Below are 24,090 nucleotides of genomic sequence, written 5' to 3'. Positions count from 1 at the left end.
TGGGCTTTTTTGAGGAGTTAGTTTATGAAAGCGTTATATTTCTCAGTATTACTTCTTACCCTTAGTGGGTGCCAAACGATGGATGCAATGCAAGAAGACATAAGTGATTTAAGTAATAGCTTGTTTTCAAGTGAAGATATGAGCGAAGAATCACAAGATGCATTCTTAAAAGCACAAGAGGCATTTTATGAAGCCGACAATGTTCGTAAAAAACATGCGCAATTAAATGCTCAAGAACGAAGCTTATGGGTCGAGTTAGAAGATGATTATAACATCTTGTTGGCAGCTCCTAGTAAAGCAACTGAGAAGGAATCTTACTTTTCAGACTCTACGCTTGCAGATAACGTTATGATGCAAAGTTTAAAGTTTATTGAGCTGGTCGAAAAAGGCGAGTAATCGAAACTTCGCTTAAAAGATTGAAAAGTTTATGTTACAACGGCACTAACATTACTTTTTAGTTACAAACATGACTGAACTTTACCATTGGTTTGATTTATTCGGCGTAGCCGTGTTTGCAGTTTCTGGAACGCTACTGGCGTACAACAAAAAAATGGATGGCTTTGGGGTTGTTGTGTTAGCCACAGTCACTGCTATTGGCGGTGGGACTGTACGCGACGTTATTTTAGATGTTCCTGTATTTTGGCTACATGATCAAAGCTATTTCTGGGCTATTTTATTGTCTGTATTTGTCACCACTCGATTAATCAATAAGCAGCGTTCTATTTCACTTAATGCGCTGCAAGTTGCTGATGCTTTCGGTTTGGCATTTTTTGCGGTGATGGGCACACAAAAAGCCATGCTCGCAGGTATGCCAGACACCACCGCGATTATCATGGGTGTAATAACAGCCTGTTTTGGCGGTGTTATCCGTGATGTGCTGGCTGGAAATATGCCGATGCTATTAAAGGGCGAGCTTTATGCAATTGCTTGTATCGCTGGTGGCATTGTTTATACATTAAGTATTTCGCTGGGTTTAGTGACCGAAGTGGCTATGATATTAGCCATGCTTATGACCTTGTCACTGCGTTTAGCAGCAATGAAATGGCAACTGACATTACACGTTTTTAAATATCCCGACTAAACTTAATTTAAGGATGAATGATAGGGACATCATGGATCGTGTCTTTAGCTAGAATATTTTCACGTGCACAAGTGGGTGTACAAGCCCCTGAAGTGATTGTTGAAGTACACTTAGGAAATGGCTTGCCCGCTTTTCATATCGTTGGCTTACCTGAAGCGTCAGTCAAAGAGTCGAAAGATAGAGTGCGTAGCGCACTCGAAAACTCTCAGTTTGGTTTTCCAGATCAACGAATAACCGTCAACCTTGCGCCTGCTGATTTACCTAAAGAAGGTGGCCGTTTTGATCTAGCTATTGCTGTGGGTATTTTAGTCGCCTCTGGGCAAATAAACTGCCCTGATATTCATCGTTATGAGTTTTACGGAGAGTTAGCTTTAAATGGTGAAGTAAGAGGGGTAAATGCTATTTTACCTTCGGTGTTAGGAGCGAAAGAGCAGGGTCGCTGTTGTTTCTTACCCGCTGAAAACGACAATCTCGCAAGCCTTGTTTCGGGCGTCGCTCGAAAAGCCGTTTACTCCTTACAAGATGTTTGGAATGACTTATTAAATCAGCAACCTTTGCCACTTAATATTTGTTATCCAGAGCAGCAGTCGCAGCGTGACTCGCTACTCGATTTAAGTGATGTGAAAGGCCAACCTGGCGCCAAAAGGGTACTCGAAATAGCAGCCGCTGGTGGCCATAATTTACTGTTTCTTGGCCCTCCAGGTACTGGCAAGTCAATGCTTGCCCAACGTATGCCTACGATTATGCCAACCATGTCGGATGATGAAGCAATTAGCACTGCCGCGTTATATTCGATAATTGGTCAATCGGTTGATTTATCGAATTGGCGTGAGCGACCCTTCAGAAATCCACATCATACTTGCTCTGCTGTGGCTCTTGTTGGTGGCTCTTCGAATCCTAAACCGGGGGAAATTTCTCTTGCTCATAATGGCGTCTTGTTTTTAGACGAGTTGCCCGAATTTGAGAGAAAAGTGCTCGATTCACTGCGTGAACCAATGGAAACGGGCGTGGTGACTATATCGCGAGCGGCACGACAAATGGAATTTCCATCGCAATTCCAGCTGATCGCCGCATTAAACCCTAGCCCTACAGGAAGTCATACTGATAAGCGTGCAACGCCTGATCAAGTATTGCGCTATTTATCTCGAGTATCTGGACCATTTATCGATAGGATTGATTTACAAATTGAGCTGCCGAGACTCACCAGTAGCCAATTACAGAGCACGCAAGTAGAAGAAAGCAGTGAACAAGTAAGAGCCAGAGTTGAAAGAGCTTATGCAATTCAACTTAACCGGCAAGGCAAAGTGAATGCGCGCTTGAATAATAAAGAAATGAGCATTCATTGTGAGTTGGCAGCTGCTGAGCTGCAGTTTTTAGCAAAAGCCAGCGAAAAACTGGCTTTGTCACCACGCTCGTATCATCGTGTTATTAAAGTTGCACGCACCATTAGCGACTTGAAAGCACAGCCAGCAATTACCTTAAATGAATTAAAAGAGGCGCTGAATTATCGCGCCTTTGAGCGGTTAATTAGTCAATTAACGCAGTATTAGATAACTTGCTAAATAGAGAGCATGTAACCTTTGCCGCGAACGGTAACGATACGTTTTTGGTCTTTTTCATCGCTTAATTTTTTACGTAAGCGGCCAATAAGTACATCAACGGTACGATCGCTTGGGCTCCAGTCAGGTTGACCAATTTCTTCGGAAATTTTTTCACGCGATGTCGCTTTACCTGCATTTGCAATAAGGCAAATAAGTACCTTGTGCTCTGCTTCGGTAAGACGAGATTCTTCGCCATTAGGGGTCACTAATGTACGGTTATCTGGGTGCAGTTTAAAGTCGGCATATTCAATAAACTCTTCACTCTCATCATCTTGCTGAGAGCCTTTTATGCGCTTAAAAAGGGCGCGCATTCTTAGTTCAAGTTCAAGTAAGTCAACCGGCTTGCAAATATAGTCATCGGCACCTTGTGCAAGGCCTGCAATACGGTCAGCTTGCGAGTCACGACTAGACAGCACAATAACACCAATATCTGTTAGTGCATTAAGTTCTTTGGCAAGCAAAAGCCCATCGCGTTTTGGTAACACAATGTCGATAACGGCTAGAGAAATAGCTTCTTTTGATGAAGCACGCGATTGCACAATGCTTAATGCATCGGCCCCCGTTGAATCTACCTCAATATTAAACTCAGTTTCTTTAAAATGATTAAGAATGCGTTTAACGAGTAGTTCGTCGTCTTCAACCAATAAAACTTGAATAGTCATTCGCTTTAATTTCACACTTGATTTGTTGTTATGTTAGCACTGTATGGCAAAGGCTGAGAAGTGTATTGGCGAGGTTTGTAACTATTTCTTACAATTTAATGGCTTAGCTGTAGTTGAAAAGGGTGAAAGCTGAGCACTCGCACAGTACTCAGCCAAGTGATTAATCTACTTTTCAGGATAAAGATATTGCCACCATTGTGGCTGATCTTTTAAGTTTTTATCGAAATAAGCCAACATGGTATTCCACCAGTCGAAACGTTTATCTCGAGCAAAAATTTGGTGATCTGCACCTTTGTACTCAATCAGGTCAACATCTTTACCTAATAACTTTAATGCCGTGTACATATTGTGGCTTTCACCAACTGGTACGTTGGTATCCGAATCACCATGAAGGAGTAATAGCGGCGTTGTTACTTTGTCAGCATGAAACACCGGGCTGTGCTGGCTATAAAGTGTAGGATTGTTCCACGGGTAGCTATTTTTAGATGCCTCAGCTGAGTATAAGTAACCCCACCAACCTTGGCCCCAGTACGAGGTGATATTTGAAATTCCAGCATGAGCAATCGATGCACTGAACATATCTGTTTTAGTTGCGAGTAGCATGGTCATAAAGCCACCGTAAGAGGCTCCTAAATTACCTACACGCTTACTATCTACAAAGCTATATTTATCTAAAAAGGCTTTTGTGCCGTCGATGATGTCGTTGGCGGTGTATTCGCCCCATGCGTTGACGTGTTTAGCCGAGAACTCTTGGCCAAAGCCGGTTGCGCCAGTAGGTTGTACAACGTAAACAACATAACCATGCTCAGCCCAAAGGTTAAATGGGTAGCGACCGGTAAAACCACGAGTTACTGGCGATGTACCGCCATAATAATAAACCAGCGCAGGATATTGTTTATTGCTATCTAAATCATGCGGTAAATAAACGCGACCCTTAATTTCAATGCCATCCTTATTAGTAAAGTTAAACTCTTCCAATGAGGCTACTTGCGTATTTTCATAGCCAATTGGCTTAGAGTCCCACACAGTTTTAGCGCGGCTCTTACCTAAGCTTAGTTGCTTTAACTGCTGAGGTGTTGACGCTGTGGTACCGGTAACCAAAATGCGCGGGGTACGTTCGTGTGAATAGCTAACTTGCTCAACAACATCAAAGCCCGTATTCACTTTATTAAAACGCTTTTTGCTTAAGTCGAATTGATAAAGTTGTACAGTATCTTGCTCGGTAACTTTAATCAGTGCATCACCGTTTTTAAGTACGTTTAACTGCCCGATAGCCGGGTTAAACTCTTTACTTAAAGCGGTTGCTTTTTTACCGTCACGGCTGAGTAAATAAAGTTGACCATCATAGTTATTAGCAAGCATCCCTTCAGGAAGATTACGACCTAAGCCATTATTAAAATCTGGTCCGGCAGTGACATAAATTCCGTCGTCAGTATATTTAGCCTGATTAAATGTTTTGTATTGACCAAGTACCGTAAGAGCCGATGAAGCTAAGTTTAGCTCAACAAGTTCTGTTGCTGGCTGTGGTGAGAGTTGCATAGCTTGTGCTGAGCGGCTCATTAAGACGTGACCGCTTTTAGCGTCAAAATCTTCAAGTGAATGGCTAAGTGGTCCTTGGCTTAAGGTTTTGCTTAGACCTGTTGATATATCGAGTAAATAGACTTGCGATGTAGTACGAGCATAAGACCAACGGTCTTGCAGGCCTTGGTAATGCTTAGTGAGCTTGCCATTATCTGTTGGAGACTTTGACCAACTAAAAATTAAGCTGTTGTTATCAAAAAACTGAAAGCCATTTGCCCCAGAGAGGTTTTTAGCAATGACGCTAAGTTGCATGGTTTTTAGGTTTAAACGCTTAAGCTCGCCATTTAATAAATACACTAAACTTTTGCTATCTGGGCTCCAAGTAATGTTACTTGGTTGGGCTGACTCAAAGCGATAAAGTGTATTGTTTTTTTCGTCTTTAAGTTCAGTAACATATTGCGCTTGATTAGCGCTTGCATCTTCGTAATGACGTTGGCTAGTAATGAAGTAATCGCCATTTGGTGCCATTGAAATATAACTGACTGTTGGCGCATCAAATAATTGCTTAGCAGACAAACCGTGTTGTTGTTTAGCACTAAATTGCACAGCATCTAGTTCTGACTTAGCCGTAAAATCAAGCTCAACCTCATTCCAGTTGGCTACTTGCTCAGTGATGATAACAAACTGATGATCGCCTTGGCTTAAAGCTAGCTCATAGCTTTTATTTTTTTCTGTTTGCTTTTCACCATCAATAAATAGCTGCGCGTTTTCAATGCCTTTAAGTGTTAATGAGCCTTGGCTAAAACGCTCTGTCGAGGCGGTAAATTTGAGTGCTTGCAAACCACCAAGTGTTAGCGCGCTCACTTTGTCGAATGATTGCCAGTCAAGCTCATTACCAAAAACGCGTATGCTATCGGTGCTTTTTTGCAAGCTAGGTAATAGGTTAGCAATAATGGCATCGCGATGATCCGTTTGATATGGCTTAAGTTGCATATCTTCGCCAAGAGGGCCAATAAATTGCACCGCTGATTTATCAATGACATCGGCCATCGCTGTATTACTTAACGCACATAACGCTAATGCACTGAATGTTGTTTTTAGCTTGGCTGATTGGCTTAGCCAAGTAGTTGAAAGTGTCATAGTTTCGCCTGTTGAAGGTAATTTAAACCAATATAGCACGCTGCAAATTACCCAAAAAGTGCTCTGCGTTAGATTGCAGTCGGGTTTGAGCTTGTGGTTTTCAATTGCTATGGTGAGCAGGTTAACTTTTTAAGAGGGCTTACAGTGACATTGTTACTTGTTTATATGTTTGTTGCCATTGCGGTTTCGTTTTTGTGCTCAGTGATGGAGGCGGTACTGTTAAGTATTACGCCCAGTTATGTTGCCATGCTCAGAAAGCAGCAACCGCAGTTAGCAAAACGTGTTGGTAAGCTTAAAGACAATATAGACCAACCTTTAGCTGCAATACTCACGTTAAATACCATAGCGCACACAGCAGGTGCCGCTGGCGTTGGCGCACAAGCTGCAGTGGTGTTCTCTGATGCTGCGGTTGGTGTTGCTTCTGCAATTATGACGCTATTGGTACTAGTGCTCTCTGAAATTATCCCTAAAACATTAGGGGCTAATTATTGGCGAGGATTAACACCCATTGTTAGTGTGAGCCTAATTTGGTTGGTGTTTATTCTAAAACCCTTTGTGTGGTTTGCAGACATTTTAACGCGCTTTTTGGGGCGTAATTACGATGAAGCCTATTATATTCGCCAAGAGATTGAAGCCATGGCTGATATCGGTACTGAGTCTGGAGCACTTGGGCAAGATGAATCTGAAATCATTCGTAGCCTGCTGCACTTTCGTCATGCCAAACTCGATACCTTAATGACACCACGTACGGTGCTTTTTAAAGTGCATAAAGACTTAACCGTAAACCAATACTTGGCGGAGCATGGTTCTTCTTCGTTCTCTAGAGTATTGGTTTATGACAAAAATGGTGATGATATTATTGGTTTTGTGCATAAAAATGACATTATGCTGGCTTATCACCGTCTGGGTGAAGACTATAAAATTAGCAAGCTTGTTAAGCCTATTTACACCGTACCAGAAACCTTGCATGTGCCGACCTTACTCGAAACCTTACTATCTGAGCGCACGCATATTTGTTTAGTCGTGGATGAATATGGTGATGTACAAGGTATTGTCACTCTTGAAGATTTAATTGAAGCATTAATGGGGCTCGAAATTGTTGATGAACATGATCAATCAGCCAATATGCAAAAAGTCGCCAAACAGCGTTGGCGACAACGTTTAGCATCAAGTAATACCATTGTCAGTGATGATAAGCGTAAACCTTAGCGGCGATGTCCTGCTGCAGTTTTTACCATTTGCCGCCATGAAAGTGACCAATTTAAAAAGTCTTCTTTGGCTTTCGGGCGGCACAGCAAAAAGCCCTGCATTAAAATAAACTCTTTGTAGCGGTCGAGGTATTCAAGCTCTTCCACGCGTTCAATGCCTTCGGCTACAATAGCAAGATCTTCTTGTATCGCTATATTCACCAAGCTGCTAACAATCACTTGGGAAAACTGATCGGTTTCAATATTGCTAATCAAGGTGCGATCGATCTTAATTTCGGTAAACGGTAGTGTTTTTAGCTGCTGAACATTGGTAAATCCTGTACCAAAATCATCAAGAGAAATACCAAAACCGCGCATTCGTAAACGGTTGAGTGTTTCGAGTTGTGCAGTGCTGCGTAGAGCATACTGTTCGGTAATTTCTAAAATAACTTCACTGGGTGTTAGGTTGTTAAGGTGCAGTATTAAAGCCAGTTTATCTGGGCAGCTTAAGTCCTCGAGCTGCGAAGGAGATAAGTTAAACGCCAGTTTTAAGTTAGGATCAAACTGCTCTTTGATTTCTGCAAAATCGTTAGTGGCTTTTTCAAACAATTGAAAAGTAATAAGGTTTATTAAATCTAGGTCTTCAGCGATACAAATGAAGCGCTCCGGTAAGATAATTTCATCTGCTTGGCTTGTGTTGATACGGGCAAGCACCTCAATACTTTCAACCCGATTATCGTGGCGATTTATCTTAGGTTGATAAAACGGAATAATTTCATTATGACTGATGGCATGTAGTAGCAGTGACTCAGAAATAGGGGTTTTTGTACGCTCAACATGAATAGCAAAGTGCTCAAGCTTTTGCAGTAGTAAATACACTTGATTGAGTTGCACTGGTTTAGTGACGTTACCAATTAAGTGAGCGTTATGTTTACGAGCAAGGTCTGCTGCAAGGTCTATAACTTTAGGATCCATCTCAGAAATAATGGCAATTGCACCTTGGTATTTCATAGCGCCTAAGTGACGAATAAGCTCCATACCATCCATATCTGGCATATTGAGGTCGGTAAAAATAGCATCAAAGAATCGAGGTGCTTTTTTAATTTTTTCTAAAGCTTCTTCTGCACTTAGGCAGGTTGTGATGTGCGGAACCTCAAGCTCATTCAAAATGGCATGCATAACAATCAGGATGGCTTTTGAGTCATCCACTACGAGAATGTGTCTATTTGACTTCACCATATTCACTCCATGAACAAGAACGCTATAGTTAAAAGTAGTAGATAAACGGTGTTTCGTCATGTTTTTTGCTTGTTTTGTGGTGCGAAAAGTATACCTCCTTGTACCTAAAGGAAATTCGTAATTTTGTAAGGCCTCAGTATAATAGCCACACTTTTTATTCGTATTTATAAGAACTATGGTCAGACTTCAGCTGAGCCTCGCAGACGAAACCTTTATTTTGCATTTAAGCGGCTCACAGTTAATTCAGCTTTTTCATCAACAACAAGCAATTGCCTTCGATAATCCAGAGTCAGATCTTTATGAGTTTGATTTTCAGGGGCAGCGTATTGGCCTTGATACTAGTAAAGTGCAGGAAAAAAGCTTAGCAATCTTTGTTAACCAGCAGCAGGTGAGCCAACTTGCTTTACCTGAGTTACAAGAAGCTGAACCAAAACGCGGCATTATTGGTTTGCTGGCACTGGGCTTTAAATTATTCAAAAGTGCAAAAGTAGTCAAAGCGGCTTTAGCGGGTGCTTCGGTGGCAGGCTATGCGTGGTTATTTTCCATTGAATTTGCCTTGATGCTAATTGCTTGCTTGGTGGTGCATGAATATGGTCATGTGCGCGCTATGAAATATTTTGGCATTAAAACTAAAGGTATTTACCTTATTCCCTTTGTCGGTGGTTTGGCTGTTTCTGATGATAAAATTACCACCCGGTGGCAAGACGTGGTGATCTCACTCATGGGGCCCGCTTTTGGCTTAATTACCTCAGTGCTGGGAGTGGTGCTTTACTACGCCACAGAAATGGAAATATTCGCCGGTGTGGCAGTACTTAGTGCATTGTTAAACCTATTTAACTTGTTACCTATTCTGCCCTTAGATGGCGGCCATGTACTTAAAAGCATTAGTTTTTCGATGCGTTCATGGATAGGCCTTAGTGTGTGTTTATTAGGCGTGTTATTTGGCTTGTGGTTAAGCTATACCTTCGGCTTGATGCTACTGGTGTTTTTCTTATTTGTAGGAGCACTTGAGATTATCTTTGAGTGGCGCGGACGTCACTACTCACACCTCATCCCTCTCGATACTTATGGACAAGGTTTTTCAGCGGTAATGTACGCACTGGTTGTTGCAGGTCACGTTGCGGTGATGATGCATTTTGCTGATTCAGAAAGCCCAATCCTCAGCTTGCCAATGAAGATTTTAGCAAGTTAGCATGCACCGCCAGATATTAGGAAGTGTTTTTAACACTTCCTAATATCGTGTTAAGGGTAAAAACTCAGCATTAACGATATAAACACGCCGGTGATGATCAGCTGCACAAGACAAAAGCCCATGATGTCTTTGGCTTTTAAGCCGGCAATAGCAAGTACGGGGAGTGCCCAGAACGGCTGAATAAGGTTAGTCCAAGCATCGCCCCATGCGACAGCCATAGCCACCCGTGGCATATCCGCGCCAAGTGTTTGTGCTGCAGGAATGACAATCGGCGCTTGCACTGCCCATTGGCCGCCGCCTGACGGCACAAATATATTCACAAATCCTGCGCTTAAAAAGCTCCAAAATGGCAGCGTTTCGGCTGTTGCAATGGCAATAAATCCTTCCGATATTTGTTGAGCAAGTCCCGTTTTTACCATAATGGCCATGATCCCCGCATAAAAGGGAAATTGAATCACAATACCAGCGCCACTAGGGATTGCTTGCTGTAAGCTGCTAAGTAAATTATGCGGCGTTTGATGCAGTAAAATTGCGCTAAATAAGAAAATAGCAATCACGCTATTTAAGTTTAAGCCGCCTCCGTTTAACACAAAATAATAGAATAAATAGGCAAGACCAACAGCACCTATCCCCATACCTAGCAAACGGCTATGTTCAATTACTTCGGCGGGGCGGGTAGGCGTATCTGCTTGCTGCGATTCATCTTCAAGCTTTGCGGGGTCAACATAAACACTGTCTTTTTCGCTTGGCAACATATAGCGATTTACCAGCGGCATGACGATAAACAAGCCCACAACAATAGCGATATTAAATGCCGAAAAAATCGTGTTTTCGGTGCCTATTACCCCAATACTTTGCTCTGCAAAATGGCCATCGGTTGCGATTGTCAGCGGCACTGAACCGGCTAAGCCGCCATGCCAAACAATAAAACCTGAATAGGCACTGGCCACTAACAAACGGTAATCAACGCGGGTATGTTTCGCAATTGCTTTGGCGAACAAAGCGCCAATCACTAAACCAAAGCCCCAATTTAGCCAGCTTGCTAATAAAGACACGAGCGTAACGAGTATGATCGCTTTAGCAGGGCTGTTGGCAAGAGTCGCGAGTTTGTTGAGTATACTGCGCATTACCGGGGTGCTCGCTAGCATGTAGCCCGTTAGCAGCACTAGCAGCATTTGCATGGCAAATTGTAATAGGTTCCAAAATCCACCACCCCAAGCCGCGAGCACTTGCGTGGGCGTTGACGGCGTAAAGAGGCTCGCAACGATAAAGCTCAGCAAGGTGAGTAATATAACAAATACAAACGGGTCGGGTAGATAACGCTCTACTAGTTTAGTGAATGGTTTGGCAACGCGATTTAGCATAGTTTTTATTGTTGTCGTGGAATCGATAATGCCAATAAATCATGATTAACGATGATTGGCAAATTGCGACGTCGTTGCTTTAGCTTATGCCTTTAAAAACTGATGCTAAATGCGCTTACTGTGAATCTTGCTCTAGCACGGCTTTTAAGCGGGCTTGAACTTCTTCTACTAACAGTATTGGCTGGAATTTTGATAAGAAGGCATTACAACCAACCTTCTCAACTAAAGCTTGGTTAAAGCTACCACTCAAAGATGTATTAAGCACAATATGTAGGTTCTTCATGCGGCTGTCGTTACGAATTTCGTGTGTTAAACGGTAGCCATCCATTGCTGGCATTTCAGCATCGGTGATCACCATGAGCAATTCTTTCTCTACATCTTTACCTTGATCAGCCCAGCCTTTTAGCATTTCGAGTGCTTCAAGTCCGTTACGAGCAGGTATGATTTCGATACCAAGTTGCGACAAGGTATCGCTTACTTGCTTACGGGCAGTTGGAGAATCATCGGCGTGAAGAATTTTGCGGCCTGCAAACTCGTTCACGATGCTTTTATCTAGAATGTCTTCAGATATTTGGACTTCGTACTCAACGATTTCGGCGAGCACTTTTTCTACGTCGATAATTTCAACAAGCTGCTCTTGGCCATCGCGTTTTACTTTAGTTAAGGCTGTTAGGTAATGATTTTTACCAATTGCCGTTGGCGGCGGCATAATATCTGACCACGTCATATTGATGATTTGATCAACTTTACCAATTAAAAAACCTTGCACGGTACGATTGTACTCGGTGATAACGAGGTTTGTATCTTCGATGTGTTTAGCTTCAGGCATGTTTATCGCTTTGCGCAAATCAATCACCGGAATTGATTCGCCACGAATATTTACAACCCCAGAAACTTTAGGGTGGGCGTGGGGAATTTTGCTAATTTGCGGTAACTTCACCACTTCTTTAACTTTAAACACATTGAGAGCGAATAAGTGGCGACTGTGTAGGTAAAACAGTAAAAGCTCTAAGCGGTTTTCACCGACCAGTTGCGTACGCTTATCGACGGAAGCAAGAACACCTGACATATTTCACCCTAAACACCTAATACAGAGATAGTATAGTCTACTATCATTTTTCATCGACATGCATTAGTAATTTTCCATCAGTTGCCAAAGAGCAAGCATTACAGTACCGTATCGATAATTTCTTCCACTATAAATCGCAAGGATTATGCATCATATATTTAATCGTTTAGTGGTACTTATTCGCAGTCACATTGATCAAGTAAGTTGGCAGGCTGTGGTATTTACTACGCTTTTGCATATGCTACTTATTTGGTGGCTGCTTATGCTTGCAGGAGAGCAAGCGCTCACACCACTTAGTACTTATTTTTATTATTATGTAGTAACTACATCTACAGTTGGCTATGGCGATTTTAGCGCGAGCACTGAGCTTGGCCGTTGGATTGTCGCATTACTGCAAATACCTTTTGGTTTAGCATTATTTGGCGTTCTGTTAGGAAAAACAGGGCAAACAGTAACTTATTTAATTAGGCGCGCTATGACGGGTGATAAAAGCTTCGCACATATAAACAATCACATTATTATTTTTGGTTGGCATGATACACGTACTAAAAAGATGGTTGACTATATCTTGGCCGATCATAAACGCTTAGATCGTCGTATTTTATTGGCGGTTACTGAGCAAATGGAACATCCGTTTTTAGCAAATCCTATGGTTGATTTTGCTCGTCTAAGTAGCTTTACTGACCTAGATGAGTTGAAAAGAATTGCCATTGATCGCGCCGACAAAATTATTATTGATGGCCAAGACGATGACCAAACGTTTACAACAGCCCTGCGTATTAGCAAGTTGGTCAATGAACAGTGCCACATTAGCGCACACTTTACTGATGAAACTAAAATCGAAATGCTACATGAGCATTGCCACAATGTAGAATGTAGCAGTGCTAAGTCAGCCGAGATACTAGTGCGTTCAATGCAAGACCCAGGTTCAAGCCGGGTGCAAGAAGAGCTGTTATCAACACTTCATGGTGATACTCAGTTTAGTTTACCAATTCCAAAAGGCGTGCAAGCAATGGAGTTTGGCAAGCTGTTTCATCACTTTAAATATAGTCACGATGCTATACTGCTGGGTGTAGCACATAATTTGAGTGCAAAAAATATGGACTTAAACCCGCCACTTGATTATGTAGTAAGTGAGGGAGATATTTTGCATTATATTGCTGCGGAGCGTGTTTTGAGTGACGAAGTTGATTGGTCTGCGTTGGTATAGTACCAATCCGCAATAATACTTTTAATTAAGCGAATTGGTATTTATGAACGAAGTTGTGTTTTTAATTATTGTACTCAGTGCCTACATTTTACCTGTGGTCATTGTGCTCAATAGTAAACGCACTCAAGGCCACGAAAAGAATGCTTGGTTAATCGGTATCATCTTCTTTTCGTGGTTAGCTTTAGTAATGTATTTAACAATCATCCCTAAACACGGGCGGGTCAAAAAACACCGTAAAGTAAAACCTAAGGGTTAACTTACCTCAAGCTGACAGCAGCTGTATCATTTCAACTGTTTTAGTTTATGGTCTATCACAGGATCATCGGGTGAGAGTTGCTGCGCTACTTCTAAGACCTTTATTGCATCGTTTGGGTGCTCATCTTGATGTTTGATTGCAACATCAATCAGCGGTTGCACATCAATCGCATCTTTTTGCTCTTGCATGTGCTCGGCTTTTTCTTCAGCTAAAATTGTATGCGCGGTGCTCAGTAAGGCTAAACGATGTGGCGAACTCTTGTTTGCCTTATTTAGACGACGATAATAATCTTCTTTAAAGCGCAGCGTTTTGGTTTGCTGGCGGAATTGGGCTATATCAACTTGCTGGTGGCTAATAAAATCAACAGCAACATCTTTATAAAAACCAAACTTATTTAAATATGTTGCATGAACACTATGGCCCATACCAAACACGCGTAAGTGGGTTAGTTGTGGGTAACGTTTAGCATGAGCTCGGTCGATGCGATTCGTTGGGTCGTAAATAATATAACCCTTTGCATGGCCTAAATCTAAATCGTGGTAGTCACCGTTCCAATCAAATTTTTGCGCGATGTCGGTACTTGAACGATCATCCCATGGCGCTTTTTCTTTATTTTTTGTGCTAACAGGGTGAAAGAGCAAGACTTTATCAAGCTTTAATAGATTGGCAAAGGCACCAACGGCAAAGCCTCCTCGACTCAAACCATAACCTAATCGCTCTTTGAACCCGCCAATCAGTGGTGCTAGCTGCTCAATGAAAAACAACAAATTACGGTGCCTAAACCAGTTGCTAATGCCTAAATGTTGAAAGGCGATGATATTCACATCCTGCTTTTTCGCGAGCTTATAAGCCCAAGGCGAAAAATCATCATTGATATCATGTTCTTGATAATTTGTTCCAGCAGGAGAGAAGGTAATTAGCAGGGGCTTATTGGCATCAATGATATGGTATTTCACATAAACATCACCGAGCAAATCACCACCAGTCATAGGAACAAGGCTTTGTTGCTCATCGCGTGGGAGATTGGTCCATTCCTCTAACCAATACAATAATTTCATACACCCCCCCCCTTAGTACCTCTAAAATAAAGGGGCGAAATTATAGCAAAAATAGCAGCTCATTAAAAATGGCCGCTACTTTATATGCTTAGCCCTCGCTCATTGCGATGATCTGTTGCCAGTCATGTTCAGTTACAGGCATTACTGATAATCGGCCGCCTTTTTTAAGGGCGATTTCGGTAATTGACTCATTGGCTTTAATCGCCTGCAGGCTAACTAGCTTTTTAAGGTGTGATTGGTATTGCACATCGACTACAAACCAGCGCGGGTTATCAGCAGTTGCTTTAGCATCGTAGTAATCGCTATTTAAATCAAACTGTGTTGGGTCGGCATAAGCTTCGCGAGTCACCGTAGCGATACCTGCAACACCCACCTGTTTGCAACTTGAATGATAAATCATCACCAAGTCACCTTGCTTGATACCATCGCGCAGAAAGTTGCGGGCTTGATAATTACGCACGCCATCCCACATAGAGGTTTGCTCAGGTGCGTTTTTTAGATCATCAATTGAAAATGCATCGGGTTCGGTTTTAAAAAGCCAATAAGCCATAATGAGGTGCTCTTACAAAGATTTACTTCCAATTAGTCTATAGTATCATTAAACGCTTGTCGGGATTGAGGATAAATAAATGAGCCAAGTATTAGATGACCTACTGTCATTAATGTCGTTAGAAGAGATTGAGCAAGGCTTGTATCGCGGGCAAAGCCAAGATTTAGGATTTAGAGCTGTATTCGGTGGCCAAGTAATGGGCCAAGCTCTATCTGCCGCAAAAGAAACATTACCACAAGGGCGTATTGTTCACTCTTTACACTCTTACTTTTTGCGCCCTGGTGATGCTGCAAAGCCGATTGTCTATGATGTAGAGAATATCCGTGATGGTAAAAGTTTTAGTACTCGCCGTGTAAAAGCAATTCAATATGGTAAGCCGATTTTTTACATGACCGCTTCTTTCCAAGGTGAAGAAGAGGGCTTATCACATCAAGCGCAAATGCCTGATGTCCCTCAGCCTGAAGAATTAAAGTCATCGCTTGAGTTTTACCAAGCAAATGCAGAGCTTATTCCTGAACCAATTCGAAATAAGTTCATCCGTGAAGTGCCAATTGAAATGCGTCCTGTGACTTTTCATAACCCATTCAAACCACAAGTAATGGAGCCCGTTAAGCATATTTGGTTTAAAGCTAATGGCGAGATGCCTGACGATCAGCGCATTCATAATTACTTACTTGCGTACGCATCTGACTTTGAGTTTTTACCAACTGCATTACAGCCGCACGGCGTATCTTTTATGCAGCCGAATATGCAGGTTGCAACGATTGACCATGCAATGTGGTTTCACCGCCCGTTTAGACTAGACGATTGGATTTTATATTCGATTGATAGCCCAAGTGCGAGCTCTGGTCGTGGTTTGGTGCGAGGTCAGTTCTTTGACCGTCAAGGCAATTTGGTTGCCTCAACGATCCAAGAAGGGGTCATGCGTCAGCGTTAATCTTTTATGTGCTGAGCTTGGCTTTGCACTATATCGTCAATTGACTGCCAGACCCGTGCTGGCAGCAATGCTTTAAGATATAAATACACTTCACACAGCTCATTGCTGCCCGTTAAGCCTTGCTCTGTTTCGGTAATTAGCTTTTGCTCTCGCAAGCTTGAAATAAAACCAATAAGTACTTTTTTGTCGAAGAACTCAGGGGTTTTAATGCCGTGCAAGGTGCCTAAGCGCTCTGCTAACACTTGGCTTTCATGTTCAAGTTCTTCACGCTCAATACCACTGCTAGTTTGAATAAAACCAACCACGATAGCGTAGCGTTGTAGTGTTAAGCTTAGGGCACGACCGAGCATTTCGAGTTTCGCTAAGCAGTCGTTGCTGTTAGTGATCTTGATATTATCGCCATCAATTTCAATCAGGTCTTGATCAACGAAGCTTGCGAGTACGCGAGTAATGTAGTTTTCATCTAACTCATGCAAGAACCACTCTTTGGCAAACAACGGGTAAAAACGTGCAATCAAGGCTTGGCAATCAGCCATGGTAGTTTGATGTGCTTTGAATAAATGCAGCGCCAATAAGCTCGGTACTGCAAATAAGTGCAACACGTTATTACGGTAGTAGTTGAACAGTGTTTTTTCTTTATCGTTAATCGCGATAATTTCGCCAAACTCGTCACTGATCACATCAAACTTATTAAGTTTAAGTGCATGCTCTAATAGCTGCTCGGCGCTTTCGTCTGGTGTGGTCACCTTTTCACTGTAGCTTGCGCTACGTTGTAAATGTAAATAAAACTCAAGCTGAGCAATCAGCTTAGGTTTACTTAGCGCGTGTTTATCATTTACCAGTAATATCATCGCAAGTAGATTCACTGCATTGAGTGCAGCGGCGCTATTAATATTAACCATTACCTTATCAGCGAGGTTAGCGACTTGTGGTCCAAGCCATTGTGGTTTCTGAACATCAGTTGGGTGAATCGACTCTCGCCAATCAGGTTGTTGATCATTGAGATATTGGTTTATCGATATAGGGTCGCCAAAGTTTAAATAACCACGACCATAGTTTTTAAGGTTTTTAATTGCCTTAAAGATACCTAATACCGACTCACCTTTTTTATCGTTACCGGCAAGCTCTTTTAAGTAAGTATTAATTTCCATTACGTGCTCATAACCAATGTATACAGGCACAATTGAAATAGGGCGGTCTATGCCACGTAACATGGCTTGTAATGTCATGGCGAGCATACCTGTTTTTGGCGGTAACAACCGACCAGTACGGCTACGACCACCTTCAGTGTAAAACTTTACTGAATAGCCTTTGATAAATAACTGGCTCAGGTACTCTTTAAATACTGACGAATACAATTTATTGCCCGCGAATGAGCGGCGAATAAAGAAAGCACCACTGCGACGGAAAATCCCTCCTGCCGGGAAGAAGTTTAAGTTAATACCCGCAGCGATATGTGGCGGAACTAACCCTAAATGGTAAATAGAATAGGTCAGCAATAAGTAATCCATATGCGATCGGTGACATGGCATATAGATAATTTCGTGGCCTTTATCTGTAAGCTCATGCACCTGCTCAGAAAACTTAATATCAATCCCGTTATAAAGCTTATTCCACAGCCAAGTTAAAATACGGTCTGCAACACGAATGGTGGCATCGCTATAATTGGCGGCAATCTCATCAAGTAGCTTCAGCGCATTTTGGCGAGCTTGCTCTTGGCTGATGTTTTTTTCTTTCGCTTCTATTTGAATTGCTTTTTTTATTGTTGGTGAGGCAAGTAGCGAATTAAATAGCTGCTCACGTGATGGCATTTTCGGGCCTGTCGCTGCCAATTTTTGACGACGAAAGTGCACGCGGGCTACACGTAATAGTTTATGCGGTAGCTCATCAACCTCAGCTTTTTCATTGACCAATAACGATAAATCGAGCGGCTGACTAAAGCGAATAAAGTTATCGCGCCCAGAAAATAGCAACACAAAGAATTTACGAAACCAGCTAGGTGTTAATGAATGAGACACCAAAGTACCTAAACCTGGCTTTTCTTTACCCGGATTACGACCCCATAAAATCGTCACCGGGATCACTTGGACGTTTTTCTCACCTGATTGCATCAGGTGGTCAATAATTTGTTTGCCTTGCTGCAGGGCATTGCTTGGTTTGCTTTTATTACCAAATAGCGGTGGTGGGTTTTGAATACCGATAAAGCGATCAAGTTCTGCATTACCTAATAACTGCTCTTCGGTCGGGTTAGGTAAGCCGTATTTTTTACATACCCTTGCCAGTGCAGCTAAATCAGAGCGTGCATTTAGCCTAACAATATAAAAAGTAGGGTTGGCTGGGTTTAGGTTGTATTGTTCAATCGGATTCTCTGGCAACACCTTACTTTTTACAAACAAGCGGTTCATACCGGCAGAAATGAAATTTAAACAACGATTAATGATACGCATCAACTCACCAAAGTTATTAGTAGATATTAAATAGACCGAGTCTGGTCAAAAATAAGCGGCATAGAATAACAATTATTAACTGGACTGACCATTTAAAAGCGATTTTCTAGCCTCTTTACTCGCACAAGTATAATTTAAAGACGCTAATGTTATTGATAAAGTTCGAAAATTAAACAAAATTTAATTTAGACCTTTGAGATTTTCAAAATAGTTGTTGCATTTATCACCAATCTATCTATAATACGCAGGCTTTCAAAATTCCCTCGGGAACTTGGAAGGAAAGATTAAGCTTGGATTTCAAGCTAATAAACAGGAATTCCGATTTGGAATTCATCGTAGATATAAGAAAGCAGCCGACATCTTAGTTATTAAGATTGTTTCGGTCGTTTTTTTATGCTCTTTTTAAATGCTCTTTATATTGAGGTTTAAGAATGTCAAATCAACGCATTCGTATTCGCCTAAAAGCTTTTGACCACCGTTTGATTGACCAATCAACGGCGGAAATCGTGGAAACTGCGAAACGCACTGGCGCACAAGTACGTGGTCCAATCCCACTACCTACACGCTTTGAACGTTTTACTGTACTAACTTCACCGCACGTTAACAAAGACGCGCGTGATCAGTACGAAATCCGCACCCATAAACGTCTGATCGACATCGTAGAACCAACTGACAAGACTGTTGACGCTCTAATGCGTTTAGATCTTGCTGCTGGTGTTGATGTTCAAATCAGCCTGGGTTAATCGGAAGATTAGAGAGGTTTTAGGAAAATGGCATTAGGTCTAGTCGGTCGTAAAGTGGGTATGACACGTATCTTCACTGAAGATGGTGTATCTATCCCTGTGACAGTTATCGAAGCGACACCTAACCGCATTGCTCAGATCAAATCTGAAGCAACTGACGGTTATAACGCGCTTCAAGTAACCGCAGGCACTAAAAAAGCAAGCCGTGTAAACAAAGCAGCAGCGGGTCACTTCGCTAAAGCTGGTGTTGAAGCGGGTCGCGGTCTGTGGGAATTCCGCCTAAATGGTGGTGAAGGCGATTTTGAAGTAGGCGCTGAGCTTACTGTTGAATTATTCAACGAAATCAACAAAGTTGACGTAACCGGTACTTCTAAAGGTAAAGGTTTCCAAGGTGGTGTTAAGCGCTGGAACTTCAGCATGCAAGACGCTACTCACGGTAACTCTCTATCTCACCGTGCTCCTGGTTCAATCGGTCAAAACCAATCACCTGGTAAGGTGTTTAAAGGTAAGAAAATGGCCGGTCACATGGGTGCTGAGCGTGTAACGACTCAAAACTTAGAACTAGTTCGCGTTGACGCTGAGCGTAACTTGCTTTTAGTTAAAGGTGCAGTACCTGGCGCTATCGGCGGTGACGTTATCGTTAAACCAGCTGTTAAAGCATAAGTCCTGGAGATTTAGTGATGGAATTAGCAATTAAAGACGCTTCTGGCGCTCTTGAAGTTTCTGAAGCTACTTTTGGACGTGAGTTTAACGAAGCATTAGTACACCAAGTAGTTGTTGCTTACGCAGCAGGTGCTCGTCAAGGTACTCGTGCTCAGAAGACACGTTCTGAAGTAAGCGGTGGTGGTAAAAAACCATGGTCTCAAAAAGGTACTGGCCGTGCACGTGCTGGTACAATTCGTAGCCCAATTTGGCGTTCAGGTGGCGTTAGCTTCGCAGCTAAACCACAAGATCACAGCCAAAAAGTAAACCGTAAAATGTACCGCGGTGCGATCAAAAGCATCTTATCTGAATTAGTTCGTCAAGAGCGTTTAATCGTTGTTGAGCAGTTTGGTCTTGAAGCACCAAAAACTAAAGAACTAGTTTCTAAGCTTAAAGAACTTGAGCTTAAAGATGTTCTAATCGTGACTGAAGAAGTAGATGAGAATCTTTTCTTATCGGCACGTAACCTATACAAGGTTGACACGCGTGATGTAGCTGGTATCGATCCTGTAAGCCTAATCGCTTTCGATAAGGTACTTATTACAGCTGCTGCTGTTAAGCAACTTGAGGAGGCGCTAGCATGATCCGTGAAGAACGTCTTTTAAAAGTGATCCTTGCTCCACACATCTCTGAAAAAAGCACTATCGCTGCTGAAGAGAACAACACGATTGTTTTCAAAGTAGCTTCTGATGCAACTAAAGCTGAAATCAAAGCTGCAGCAGAAAAGCTTTTTGAAGTAGAAGTAACTGGTGTTCGCACACTAAACGTTAAGGGTAAAACAAAACGTACTGGCATGCGTTTCGGTCGTCGTTCAGACTGGAAGAAAGCTTACGTTACTCTTAAAGAAGGTAGCGAGCTAGACTTTGTCGGCGGCGCCGAGTAATAAGGGGAGTTAGAATTATGGCACTTCAAAAGTGTAAACCAACTTCTGCGGGTCGTCGTCACCTGGTTAAAGTGGTTAACCCAGATCTACATAAGGGTAAACCTTACGCACCACTACTAGAGAAAAACTCTAAGTCTGGTGGTCGTAATAACAAAGGTCGTATCACGGTTCGTCACATCGGTGGTGGTCATAAGCATCATTACCGTGTAATCGACTTTAAACGCACTAAAGATGGCATTCCAGCTGTTGTTGAGCGTCTAGAGTATGATCCAAACCGTAGCGCAAACATCGCTCTTGTATTATATGCAGACGGTGAGCGTCGTTACATTATTGCACCTAAAGGCTTAAAAGCTGGTGATTCAATCCAATCTGGTATTGATGCACCAATCAAAGCTGGTAACACGTTACCAATGCGTAACATGCCTGTAGGTTCGACTGTTCACAACGTAGAATTAAAACCAGGTAAAGGCGCGCAAATCGCACGTTCTGCTGGTGCATACGTTCAAATCCTTGCTCGTGAAGGTCAATACGTAACTCTACGTCTTCGTTCTGGCGAAGTTCGTAAAGTTCCAGCTGACTGTCGCGCAACACTTGGTGAAGTAGGCAATGCTGAGCATATGCTTCGTTCACTAGGTAAAGCTGGTGCAAATCGCTGGCGTGGTATCCGTCCGACAGTTCGTGGTGTTGCCATGAACCCGGTAGATCACCCGCACGGTGGTGGTGAAGGTCGTACATCTGGTGGTCGTCATCCTGTGTCTCCATGGGGTAAGCCGACTAAAGGTGCTAAGACACGTAAGAACAAGCGTACTGATAAATTTATCGTACGTCGTCGTACTAAATAATAGTTGAGGAATAGCCATGCCACGTTCTCTCAAGAAAGGTCCTTTTATTGACCTACACTTGCTGAAGAAGGTAGAGAAAGCGTTGGAAAGCGGTGACAAGAAGCCAATTAAAACTTGGAGCCGTCGTTCAATGATCATACCTAACATGATCGGATTGACCATCGCTGTCCATAATGGTCGTCAGCACGTTCCTGTGTTCATCACAGACGAAATGATCGGTCACAAACTAGGTGAATTTGCACCAACTCGTACTTACCGCGGTCACGCTGCGGATAAGAAAGCGAAGAAACGTTAAGAGGGGAATGATAAATGCAAGCATTAGCTAAACATAAATTCGCCTCTGGTTCGGCGCAAAAAGCACGTCTAGTTGCAGATCAGATCCGCGGACTTCCGGTTGATCGCGCTCTAGAAATCCTGGCGTACAGCCCTAAAAAAGCGGCTGTATTAGTTAAAAAAGTACTTGAGTCTGCTATTGCTAACGCAGAGCATAACGAAGGTGCTGACATTGATGAGCTTCGTGTAACTACGATCTTTGTGGACGATGGTCCAACAATGAAGCGTATTATGCCACGTGCTAAAGGACGCGCAGACCGCATCCTTAAGCGTACAAGCCACATCACTGTTGTGGTTTCAGATAGCTAGGAGTATAAGTAATGGGACAAAAAGTTCATCCTACTGGTATTCGCCTAGGTATCTCTAAACCTTGGGTTTCTACCTGGTACGCGAATTCAAAAGATTTCTCTGATCAGCTTTTTGGCGATCACAAAGTACGTACTTTCCTTACTAAGGAATTAAAAGCGGCTTCTGTGTCTAAAATCGTTATCGAGCGTCCAGCTAAATCTATCCGTGTAACAATTCACACAGCTCGTCCTGGTGTTGTTATCGGTAAAAAAGGCGAAGACGTTGAAAAACTACGTCAAGCAGTAACTAAGATTGCAGGTGTTCCGGCTCAGATTAATATCGCTGAAGTTCGTAAGCCTGAACTTGATGCACAACTAGTAGCTGACGGTATTGCGTCACAGCTAGAGCGTCGTGTTATGTTCCGTCGCGCTATGAAGCGTTCGGTACAAAATGCAATGCGCATTGGTGCAAAGGGTATCAAAGTTGAAGTTAGCGGTCGTCTTGGCGGTGCTGAGATCGCACGTTCAGAATGGTATCGTGAAGGTCGTGTACCTCTACATACTCTTCGTGCTGATATCGACTACGCAACTTCTGAAGCCTTAACCACTTATGGTATCATTGGTGTTAAAGTTTGGATCTTCAAAGGCGAAGTTATTGGTGGTTTACCACTAGTACAAGAGCAAGAGAAGCCAGCTAAACGCGCGCCAAAGAAAGCCAAAAAAAGTGCTAAGTAGAGGTAGCGAGTAATGTTACAGCCAAAACGTACAAAATTCCGTAAAATGCACAAAGGCCGCAACCGCGGTTTAGCGCAAAACGGTAACAAAGTAAGCTTCGGTACTTTCGGTTTGAAAGCTACTGGCCGTGGCCGTATGACTGCTCGTCAAATCGAAGCAGCTCGTCGTGCTATGACACGTCACGTAAAGCGTCAAGGTAAAATCTGGATTCGTGTATTCCCAGATAAGCCAATTACGAACAAACCATTAGAAGTTCGTATGGGTAAAGGTAAAGGTTCTGTTGAATATTGGGTTGCTGAAATTCAACCTGGTAAAGTACTTTACGAAATGGAAGGTGTTTCTGAAGAGCTTGCTCGTGAAGCATTTAACCTTGCAGCGCGTAAATTACCATTCACAACAACTTTCGTAACTCGGACGGTGATGTAATGAAAGCTAGCGAACTAAAAGACAAAAGCGTAGAAGAGCTAAATGCTGAACTTCTAGGACTTCTTCGTGAGCAGTTCAACCTGCGCATGCAAGCAAGCACTGGTCAGTTAGCTCAGACACACACGCTAAGAACAGTACGTCGCGATATCGCGCGTGTAAAAACAGTTATTAACCAGAAGGCAGGTCAATAATGAGCGATAAAATCCGTACTCTTCAAGGCCGTGTAATCAGCGACAAGATGGATAAATCTTTCACTGTTGCTATCGCACGTTACGTGAAGCATCCAGTATATGGAAAATTCATCAAACGTACGACTAAACTACACGTACATGACGAAAACAACACAGCTCAAACTGGTGACGTAGTTACTATTTCTGAGTGTGCTCCTATTTCTAAGACTAAGTCTTGGACTTTAGTAGACGTTGTTGAGCGTCCAAAGAAAGCTTAATTTTTAATTAAGTTTCCTTACTAAAAAGCCCCGGCATCTGCTGGGGCTTTTTGTTTTTAAAAACAGTTGGAAGCTTTAAGCTATAAGTTTTAAGTAGATTGAGCGGGTTGTTTTCTTTCGGTTTACAAAAACTAATAGTTGCTTGAGAGTAAACAGGATTTAGTTTGTCCTAGCACC

The 24,090-nt window shown here is 42.5% G+C and carries 27 protein-coding genes; 19 read left to right on the top strand and 8 right to left on the bottom strand.

Translation table 11 applies throughout. The annotated features are described in order from the left end of the window. The first annotated feature begins 24 nt into the window (after positions 1-24). The 3 genes from AOG26_RS19180 to AOG26_RS19170 all read left to right on the top strand — a co-directional run bounded on the left by AOG26_RS19180 (position 25) and on the right by AOG26_RS19170 (position 2,631). On the top strand, positions 25-396 hold the full coding sequence (locus AOG26_RS19180) for a hypothetical protein (RefSeq protein ID WP_054563936.1): 372 nt from the start codon (positions 25-27) through the stop codon (positions 394-396). A gap of 70 nt (positions 397-466) precedes the next feature. Continuing rightward, positions 467-1,081 (top strand): trimeric intracellular cation channel family protein, encoded by a 615-nt coding sequence (locus AOG26_RS19175; protein WP_054563935.1) that lies wholly within the window; start codon positions 467-469, stop codon positions 1,079-1,081. A 38-nt stretch (positions 1,082-1,119) separates the two neighbouring features. After that, complete coding sequence (locus AOG26_RS19170; protein WP_054563934.1) at positions 1,120-2,631, top strand: YifB family Mg chelatase-like AAA ATPase; 1,512 nt, start codon at positions 1,120-1,122, stop codon at positions 2,629-2,631. Between the two features lie 8 nt (positions 2,632-2,639). On the opposite strand, the gene AOG26_RS19165 is transcribed toward AOG26_RS19170, so the two are convergent. Both AOG26_RS19165 and AOG26_RS19160 read right to left on the bottom strand, forming a co-directional pair. Next, complete coding sequence (locus AOG26_RS19165) at positions 2,640-3,344, bottom strand: response regulator transcription factor (RefSeq protein WP_054563933.1); 705 nt, start codon at positions 3,342-3,344, stop codon at positions 2,640-2,642. Positions 3,345-3,509: 165 nt separating this feature from the next. After that, the gene (locus AOG26_RS19160; protein ID WP_054563932.1) at positions 3,510-6,005 is read right to left on the bottom strand and encodes an alpha/beta hydrolase family protein; all 2,496 of its coding nucleotides are present in this window, start codon (positions 6,003-6,005) and stop codon (positions 3,510-3,512) included. A 144-nt stretch (positions 6,006-6,149) separates the two neighbouring features. On the opposite strand from AOG26_RS19160, the gene AOG26_RS19155 reads away from it, so the two are divergent. Next, complete coding sequence (locus AOG26_RS19155) at positions 6,150-7,214, top strand: hemolysin family protein (protein WP_054563948.1); 1,065 nt, start codon at positions 6,150-6,152, stop codon at positions 7,212-7,214. Here AOG26_RS19155 and AOG26_RS19150 read toward each other — a convergent pair. Beyond that, positions 7,211-8,431 carry an EAL domain-containing response regulator gene (locus tag AOG26_RS19150; RefSeq protein WP_054563931.1) on the bottom strand — a complete coding sequence of 407 codons (1,221 nt, stop codon included), beginning with the start codon at positions 8,429-8,431 and terminating at the stop codon, positions 7,211-7,213. The two genes, AOG26_RS19155 and AOG26_RS19150, sit on opposite strands and share 4 nt — an antisense overlap. Positions 8,432-8,606: 175 nt before the next feature. Between AOG26_RS19150 and AOG26_RS19145 the strand changes: the two genes are divergently transcribed. Continuing rightward, positions 8,607-9,623, top strand: a complete 1,017-nt coding sequence (locus tag AOG26_RS19145; protein WP_054563930.1) for a metalloprotease — start codon at positions 8,607-8,609, stop codon at positions 9,621-9,623. A 50-nt stretch (positions 9,624-9,673) separates the two neighbouring features. Here the strand turns inward: AOG26_RS19145 and AOG26_RS19140 are convergent, their stop codons facing one another. Both AOG26_RS19140 and AOG26_RS19135 read right to left on the bottom strand, forming a co-directional pair. After that, a complete protein-coding gene (locus AOG26_RS19140; protein ID WP_054563929.1) occupies positions 9,674-10,987 on the bottom strand; it encodes a short-chain fatty acid transporter in 1,314 nt (437 codons plus the stop codon). A gap of 115 nt (positions 10,988-11,102) precedes the next feature. Further along, positions 11,103-12,056, bottom strand: a complete 954-nt coding sequence (locus AOG26_RS19135; RefSeq protein WP_054563928.1) for a chemotaxis protein CheV — start codon at positions 12,054-12,056, stop codon at positions 11,103-11,105. Positions 12,057-12,201: 145 nt separating this feature from the next. Here AOG26_RS19135 and AOG26_RS19130 point away from each other — a divergent pair, with 145 nt between their 5' ends. Together AOG26_RS19130 and AOG26_RS19125 are read left to right on the top strand one after the other, a co-directional pair. Next, positions 12,202-13,266: a potassium channel family protein gene (locus AOG26_RS19130; protein WP_054563927.1), complete on the top strand. Its 1,065-nt coding sequence runs from the start codon at positions 12,202-12,204 to the stop codon at positions 13,264-13,266. A 43-nt stretch (positions 13,267-13,309) separates the two neighbouring features. Continuing rightward, entirely contained in the window at positions 13,310-13,522 is a 213-nt protein-coding gene (locus AOG26_RS19125; RefSeq protein WP_054563926.1) for a hypothetical protein, read from the top strand. A gap of 26 nt (positions 13,523-13,548) precedes the next feature. On the opposite strand, the gene AOG26_RS19120 is transcribed toward AOG26_RS19125, so the two are convergent. Next, a complete protein-coding gene (locus AOG26_RS19120; RefSeq protein WP_054563925.1) occupies positions 13,549-14,580 on the bottom strand; it encodes a hypothetical protein in 1,032 nt (343 codons plus the stop codon). 88 nt (positions 14,581-14,668) lie between these two features. Continuing rightward, positions 14,669-15,130, bottom strand: coding sequence for an EVE domain-containing protein (locus tag AOG26_RS19115; protein ID WP_054563924.1), 462 nt, complete (start codon positions 15,128-15,130; stop codon positions 14,669-14,671). A 79-nt stretch (positions 15,131-15,209) separates the two neighbouring features. On the opposite strand from AOG26_RS19115, the gene tesB reads away from it, so the two are divergent. Further along, on the top strand, positions 15,210-16,067 hold the full coding sequence (gene tesB, locus AOG26_RS19110) for an acyl-CoA thioesterase II (protein ID WP_054552365.1): 858 nt from the start codon (positions 15,210-15,212) through the stop codon (positions 16,065-16,067). On the opposite strand, the gene plsB is transcribed toward tesB, so the two are convergent. Continuing rightward, on the bottom strand, positions 16,064-18,514 hold the full coding sequence (gene plsB, locus AOG26_RS19105) for a glycerol-3-phosphate 1-O-acyltransferase PlsB (RefSeq protein ID WP_054563923.1): 2,451 nt from the start codon (positions 18,512-18,514) through the stop codon (positions 16,064-16,066). The two genes, tesB and plsB, sit on opposite strands and share 4 nt — an antisense overlap. Positions 18,515-18,945: 431 nt before the next feature. Between plsB and rpsJ the strand changes: the two genes are divergently transcribed. From rpsJ to rpsQ, 11 genes are read left to right on the top strand one after another with little or no spacing between them, the layout of a single operon-like run. Then, positions 18,946-19,257, top strand: coding sequence for a 30S ribosomal protein S10 (gene rpsJ / locus AOG26_RS19100; RefSeq protein WP_002957900.1), 312 nt, complete (start codon positions 18,946-18,948; stop codon positions 19,255-19,257). Positions 19,258-19,284: 27 nt separating this feature from the next. Beyond that, positions 19,285-19,920, top strand: a complete 636-nt coding sequence (gene rplC, locus AOG26_RS19095) for a 50S ribosomal protein L3 (protein WP_036974218.1) — start codon at positions 19,285-19,287, stop codon at positions 19,918-19,920. Positions 19,921-19,937: 17 nt separating this feature from the next. After that, positions 19,938-20,543 carry a 50S ribosomal protein L4 gene (gene rplD / locus AOG26_RS19090; RefSeq protein WP_054552367.1) on the top strand — a complete coding sequence of 202 codons (606 nt, stop codon included), beginning with the start codon at positions 19,938-19,940 and terminating at the stop codon, positions 20,541-20,543. Further along, the gene (gene rplW / locus AOG26_RS19085; protein WP_054552368.1) at positions 20,540-20,842 is read left to right on the top strand and encodes a 50S ribosomal protein L23; all 303 of its coding nucleotides are present in this window, start codon (positions 20,540-20,542) and stop codon (positions 20,840-20,842) included. The genes rplD and rplW overlap by 4 nt, the downstream gene beginning before the upstream one ends. 17 nt (positions 20,843-20,859) lie before the next feature. Continuing rightward, positions 20,860-21,684, top strand: a complete 825-nt coding sequence (gene rplB / locus AOG26_RS19080) for a 50S ribosomal protein L2 (RefSeq protein WP_054552369.1) — start codon at positions 20,860-20,862, stop codon at positions 21,682-21,684. Positions 21,685-21,700: 16 nt separating this feature from the next. Next, positions 21,701-21,979: a 30S ribosomal protein S19 gene (gene rpsS / locus AOG26_RS19075; RefSeq protein WP_010376377.1), complete on the top strand. Its 279-nt coding sequence runs from the start codon at positions 21,701-21,703 to the stop codon at positions 21,977-21,979. Between the two features lie 14 nt (positions 21,980-21,993). Continuing rightward, on the top strand, positions 21,994-22,326 hold the full coding sequence (rplV, locus tag AOG26_RS19070; protein ID WP_004588690.1) for a 50S ribosomal protein L22: 333 nt from the start codon (positions 21,994-21,996) through the stop codon (positions 22,324-22,326). An 11-nt stretch (positions 22,327-22,337) separates the two neighbouring features. Next, positions 22,338-23,039: a 30S ribosomal protein S3 gene (rpsC, locus tag AOG26_RS19065; RefSeq protein ID WP_054552370.1), complete on the top strand. Its 702-nt coding sequence runs from the start codon at positions 22,338-22,340 to the stop codon at positions 23,037-23,039. A 12-nt stretch (positions 23,040-23,051) separates the two neighbouring features. Continuing rightward, positions 23,052-23,465 carry a 50S ribosomal protein L16 gene (gene rplP, locus AOG26_RS19060; protein WP_036974208.1) on the top strand — a complete coding sequence of 138 codons (414 nt, stop codon included), beginning with the start codon at positions 23,052-23,054 and terminating at the stop codon, positions 23,463-23,465. Then, positions 23,465-23,656: a 50S ribosomal protein L29 gene (gene rpmC, locus AOG26_RS19055; RefSeq protein WP_054552371.1), complete on the top strand. Its 192-nt coding sequence runs from the start codon at positions 23,465-23,467 to the stop codon at positions 23,654-23,656. The genes rplP and rpmC overlap by 1 nt, the downstream gene beginning before the upstream one ends. Continuing rightward, positions 23,656-23,913, top strand: a complete 258-nt coding sequence (rpsQ, locus tag AOG26_RS19050) for a 30S ribosomal protein S17 (RefSeq protein ID WP_054552372.1) — start codon at positions 23,656-23,658, stop codon at positions 23,911-23,913. The genes rpmC and rpsQ overlap by 1 nt, the downstream gene beginning before the upstream one ends. The last annotated feature ends 177 nt before the right edge of the window (positions 23,914-24,090 follow it).

Origin of the sequence: Pseudoalteromonas sp. UCD-33C (assembly GCF_001306895.1) — a bacterium.
Taxonomy (GTDB): Bacteria; Pseudomonadota; Gammaproteobacteria; order Enterobacterales; family Alteromonadaceae; genus Pseudoalteromonas.
Note: the sequence above shows the minus strand (reverse complement) of the source record. Positions and strands in the feature narration are given on the sequence as shown.

Coding starts and splice junctions, on each gene's coding strand:
- AOG26_RS19140 (WP_054563929.1), bottom strand. CDS start 10,987: ATGCTAAATCGCGTTGCCAAACCATTCACTAAACTAGTAGAGCGTTAT.
- rplP (WP_036974208.1), top strand. CDS start 23,052: ATGTTACAGCCAAAACGTACAAAATTCCGTAAAATGCACAAAGGCCGC.
- AOG26_RS19175 (WP_054563935.1), top strand. CDS start 467: ATGACTGAACTTTACCATTGGTTTGATTTATTCGGCGTAGCCGTGTTT.
- AOG26_RS19120 (WP_054563925.1), bottom strand. CDS start 14,580: ATGAAATTATTGTATTGGTTAGAGGAATGGACCAATCTCCCACGCGAT.
- AOG26_RS19165 (WP_054563933.1), bottom strand. CDS start 3,344: ATGACTATTCAAGTTTTATTGGTTGAAGACGACGAACTACTCGTTAAA.
- AOG26_RS19135 (WP_054563928.1), bottom strand. CDS start 12,056: ATGTCAGGTGTTCTTGCTTCCGTCGATAAGCGTACGCAACTGGTCGGT.
- plsB (WP_054563923.1), bottom strand. CDS start 18,514: ATGCGTATCATTAATCGTTGTTTAAATTTCATTTCTGCCGGTATGAAC.
- AOG26_RS19160 (WP_054563932.1), bottom strand. CDS start 6,005: ATGACACTTTCAACTACTTGGCTAAGCCAATCAGCCAAGCTAAAAACA.
- AOG26_RS19150 (WP_054563931.1), bottom strand. CDS start 8,431: ATGGTGAAGTCAAATAGACACATTCTCGTAGTGGATGACTCAAAAGCC.
- rplD (WP_054552367.1), top strand. CDS start 19,938: ATGGAATTAGCAATTAAAGACGCTTCTGGCGCTCTTGAAGTTTCTGAA.
- rpmC (WP_054552371.1), top strand. CDS start 23,465: ATGAAAGCTAGCGAACTAAAAGACAAAAGCGTAGAAGAGCTAAATGCT.
- rpsJ (WP_002957900.1), top strand. CDS start 18,946: ATGTCAAATCAACGCATTCGTATTCGCCTAAAAGCTTTTGACCACCGT.
- AOG26_RS19145 (WP_054563930.1), top strand. CDS start 8,607: ATGGTCAGACTTCAGCTGAGCCTCGCAGACGAAACCTTTATTTTGCAT.
- rpsQ (WP_054552372.1), top strand. CDS start 23,656: ATGAGCGATAAAATCCGTACTCTTCAAGGCCGTGTAATCAGCGACAAG.
- rplV (WP_004588690.1), top strand. CDS start 21,994: ATGCAAGCATTAGCTAAACATAAATTCGCCTCTGGTTCGGCGCAAAAA.
- rpsC (WP_054552370.1), top strand. CDS start 22,338: ATGGGACAAAAAGTTCATCCTACTGGTATTCGCCTAGGTATCTCTAAA.
- rplC (WP_036974218.1), top strand. CDS start 19,285: ATGGCATTAGGTCTAGTCGGTCGTAAAGTGGGTATGACACGTATCTTC.
- rpsS (WP_010376377.1), top strand. CDS start 21,701: ATGCCACGTTCTCTCAAGAAAGGTCCTTTTATTGACCTACACTTGCTG.
- rplW (WP_054552368.1), top strand. CDS start 20,540: ATGATCCGTGAAGAACGTCTTTTAAAAGTGATCCTTGCTCCACACATC.
- tesB (WP_054552365.1), top strand. CDS start 15,210: ATGAGCCAAGTATTAGATGACCTACTGTCATTAATGTCGTTAGAAGAG.
- AOG26_RS19130 (WP_054563927.1), top strand. CDS start 12,202: ATGCATCATATATTTAATCGTTTAGTGGTACTTATTCGCAGTCACATT.
- rplB (WP_054552369.1), top strand. CDS start 20,860: ATGGCACTTCAAAAGTGTAAACCAACTTCTGCGGGTCGTCGTCACCTG.
- AOG26_RS19115 (WP_054563924.1), bottom strand. CDS start 15,130: ATGGCTTATTGGCTTTTTAAAACCGAACCCGATGCATTTTCAATTGAT.
- AOG26_RS19180 (WP_054563936.1), top strand. CDS start 25: ATGAAAGCGTTATATTTCTCAGTATTACTTCTTACCCTTAGTGGGTGC.
- AOG26_RS19125 (WP_054563926.1), top strand. CDS start 13,310: ATGAACGAAGTTGTGTTTTTAATTATTGTACTCAGTGCCTACATTTTA.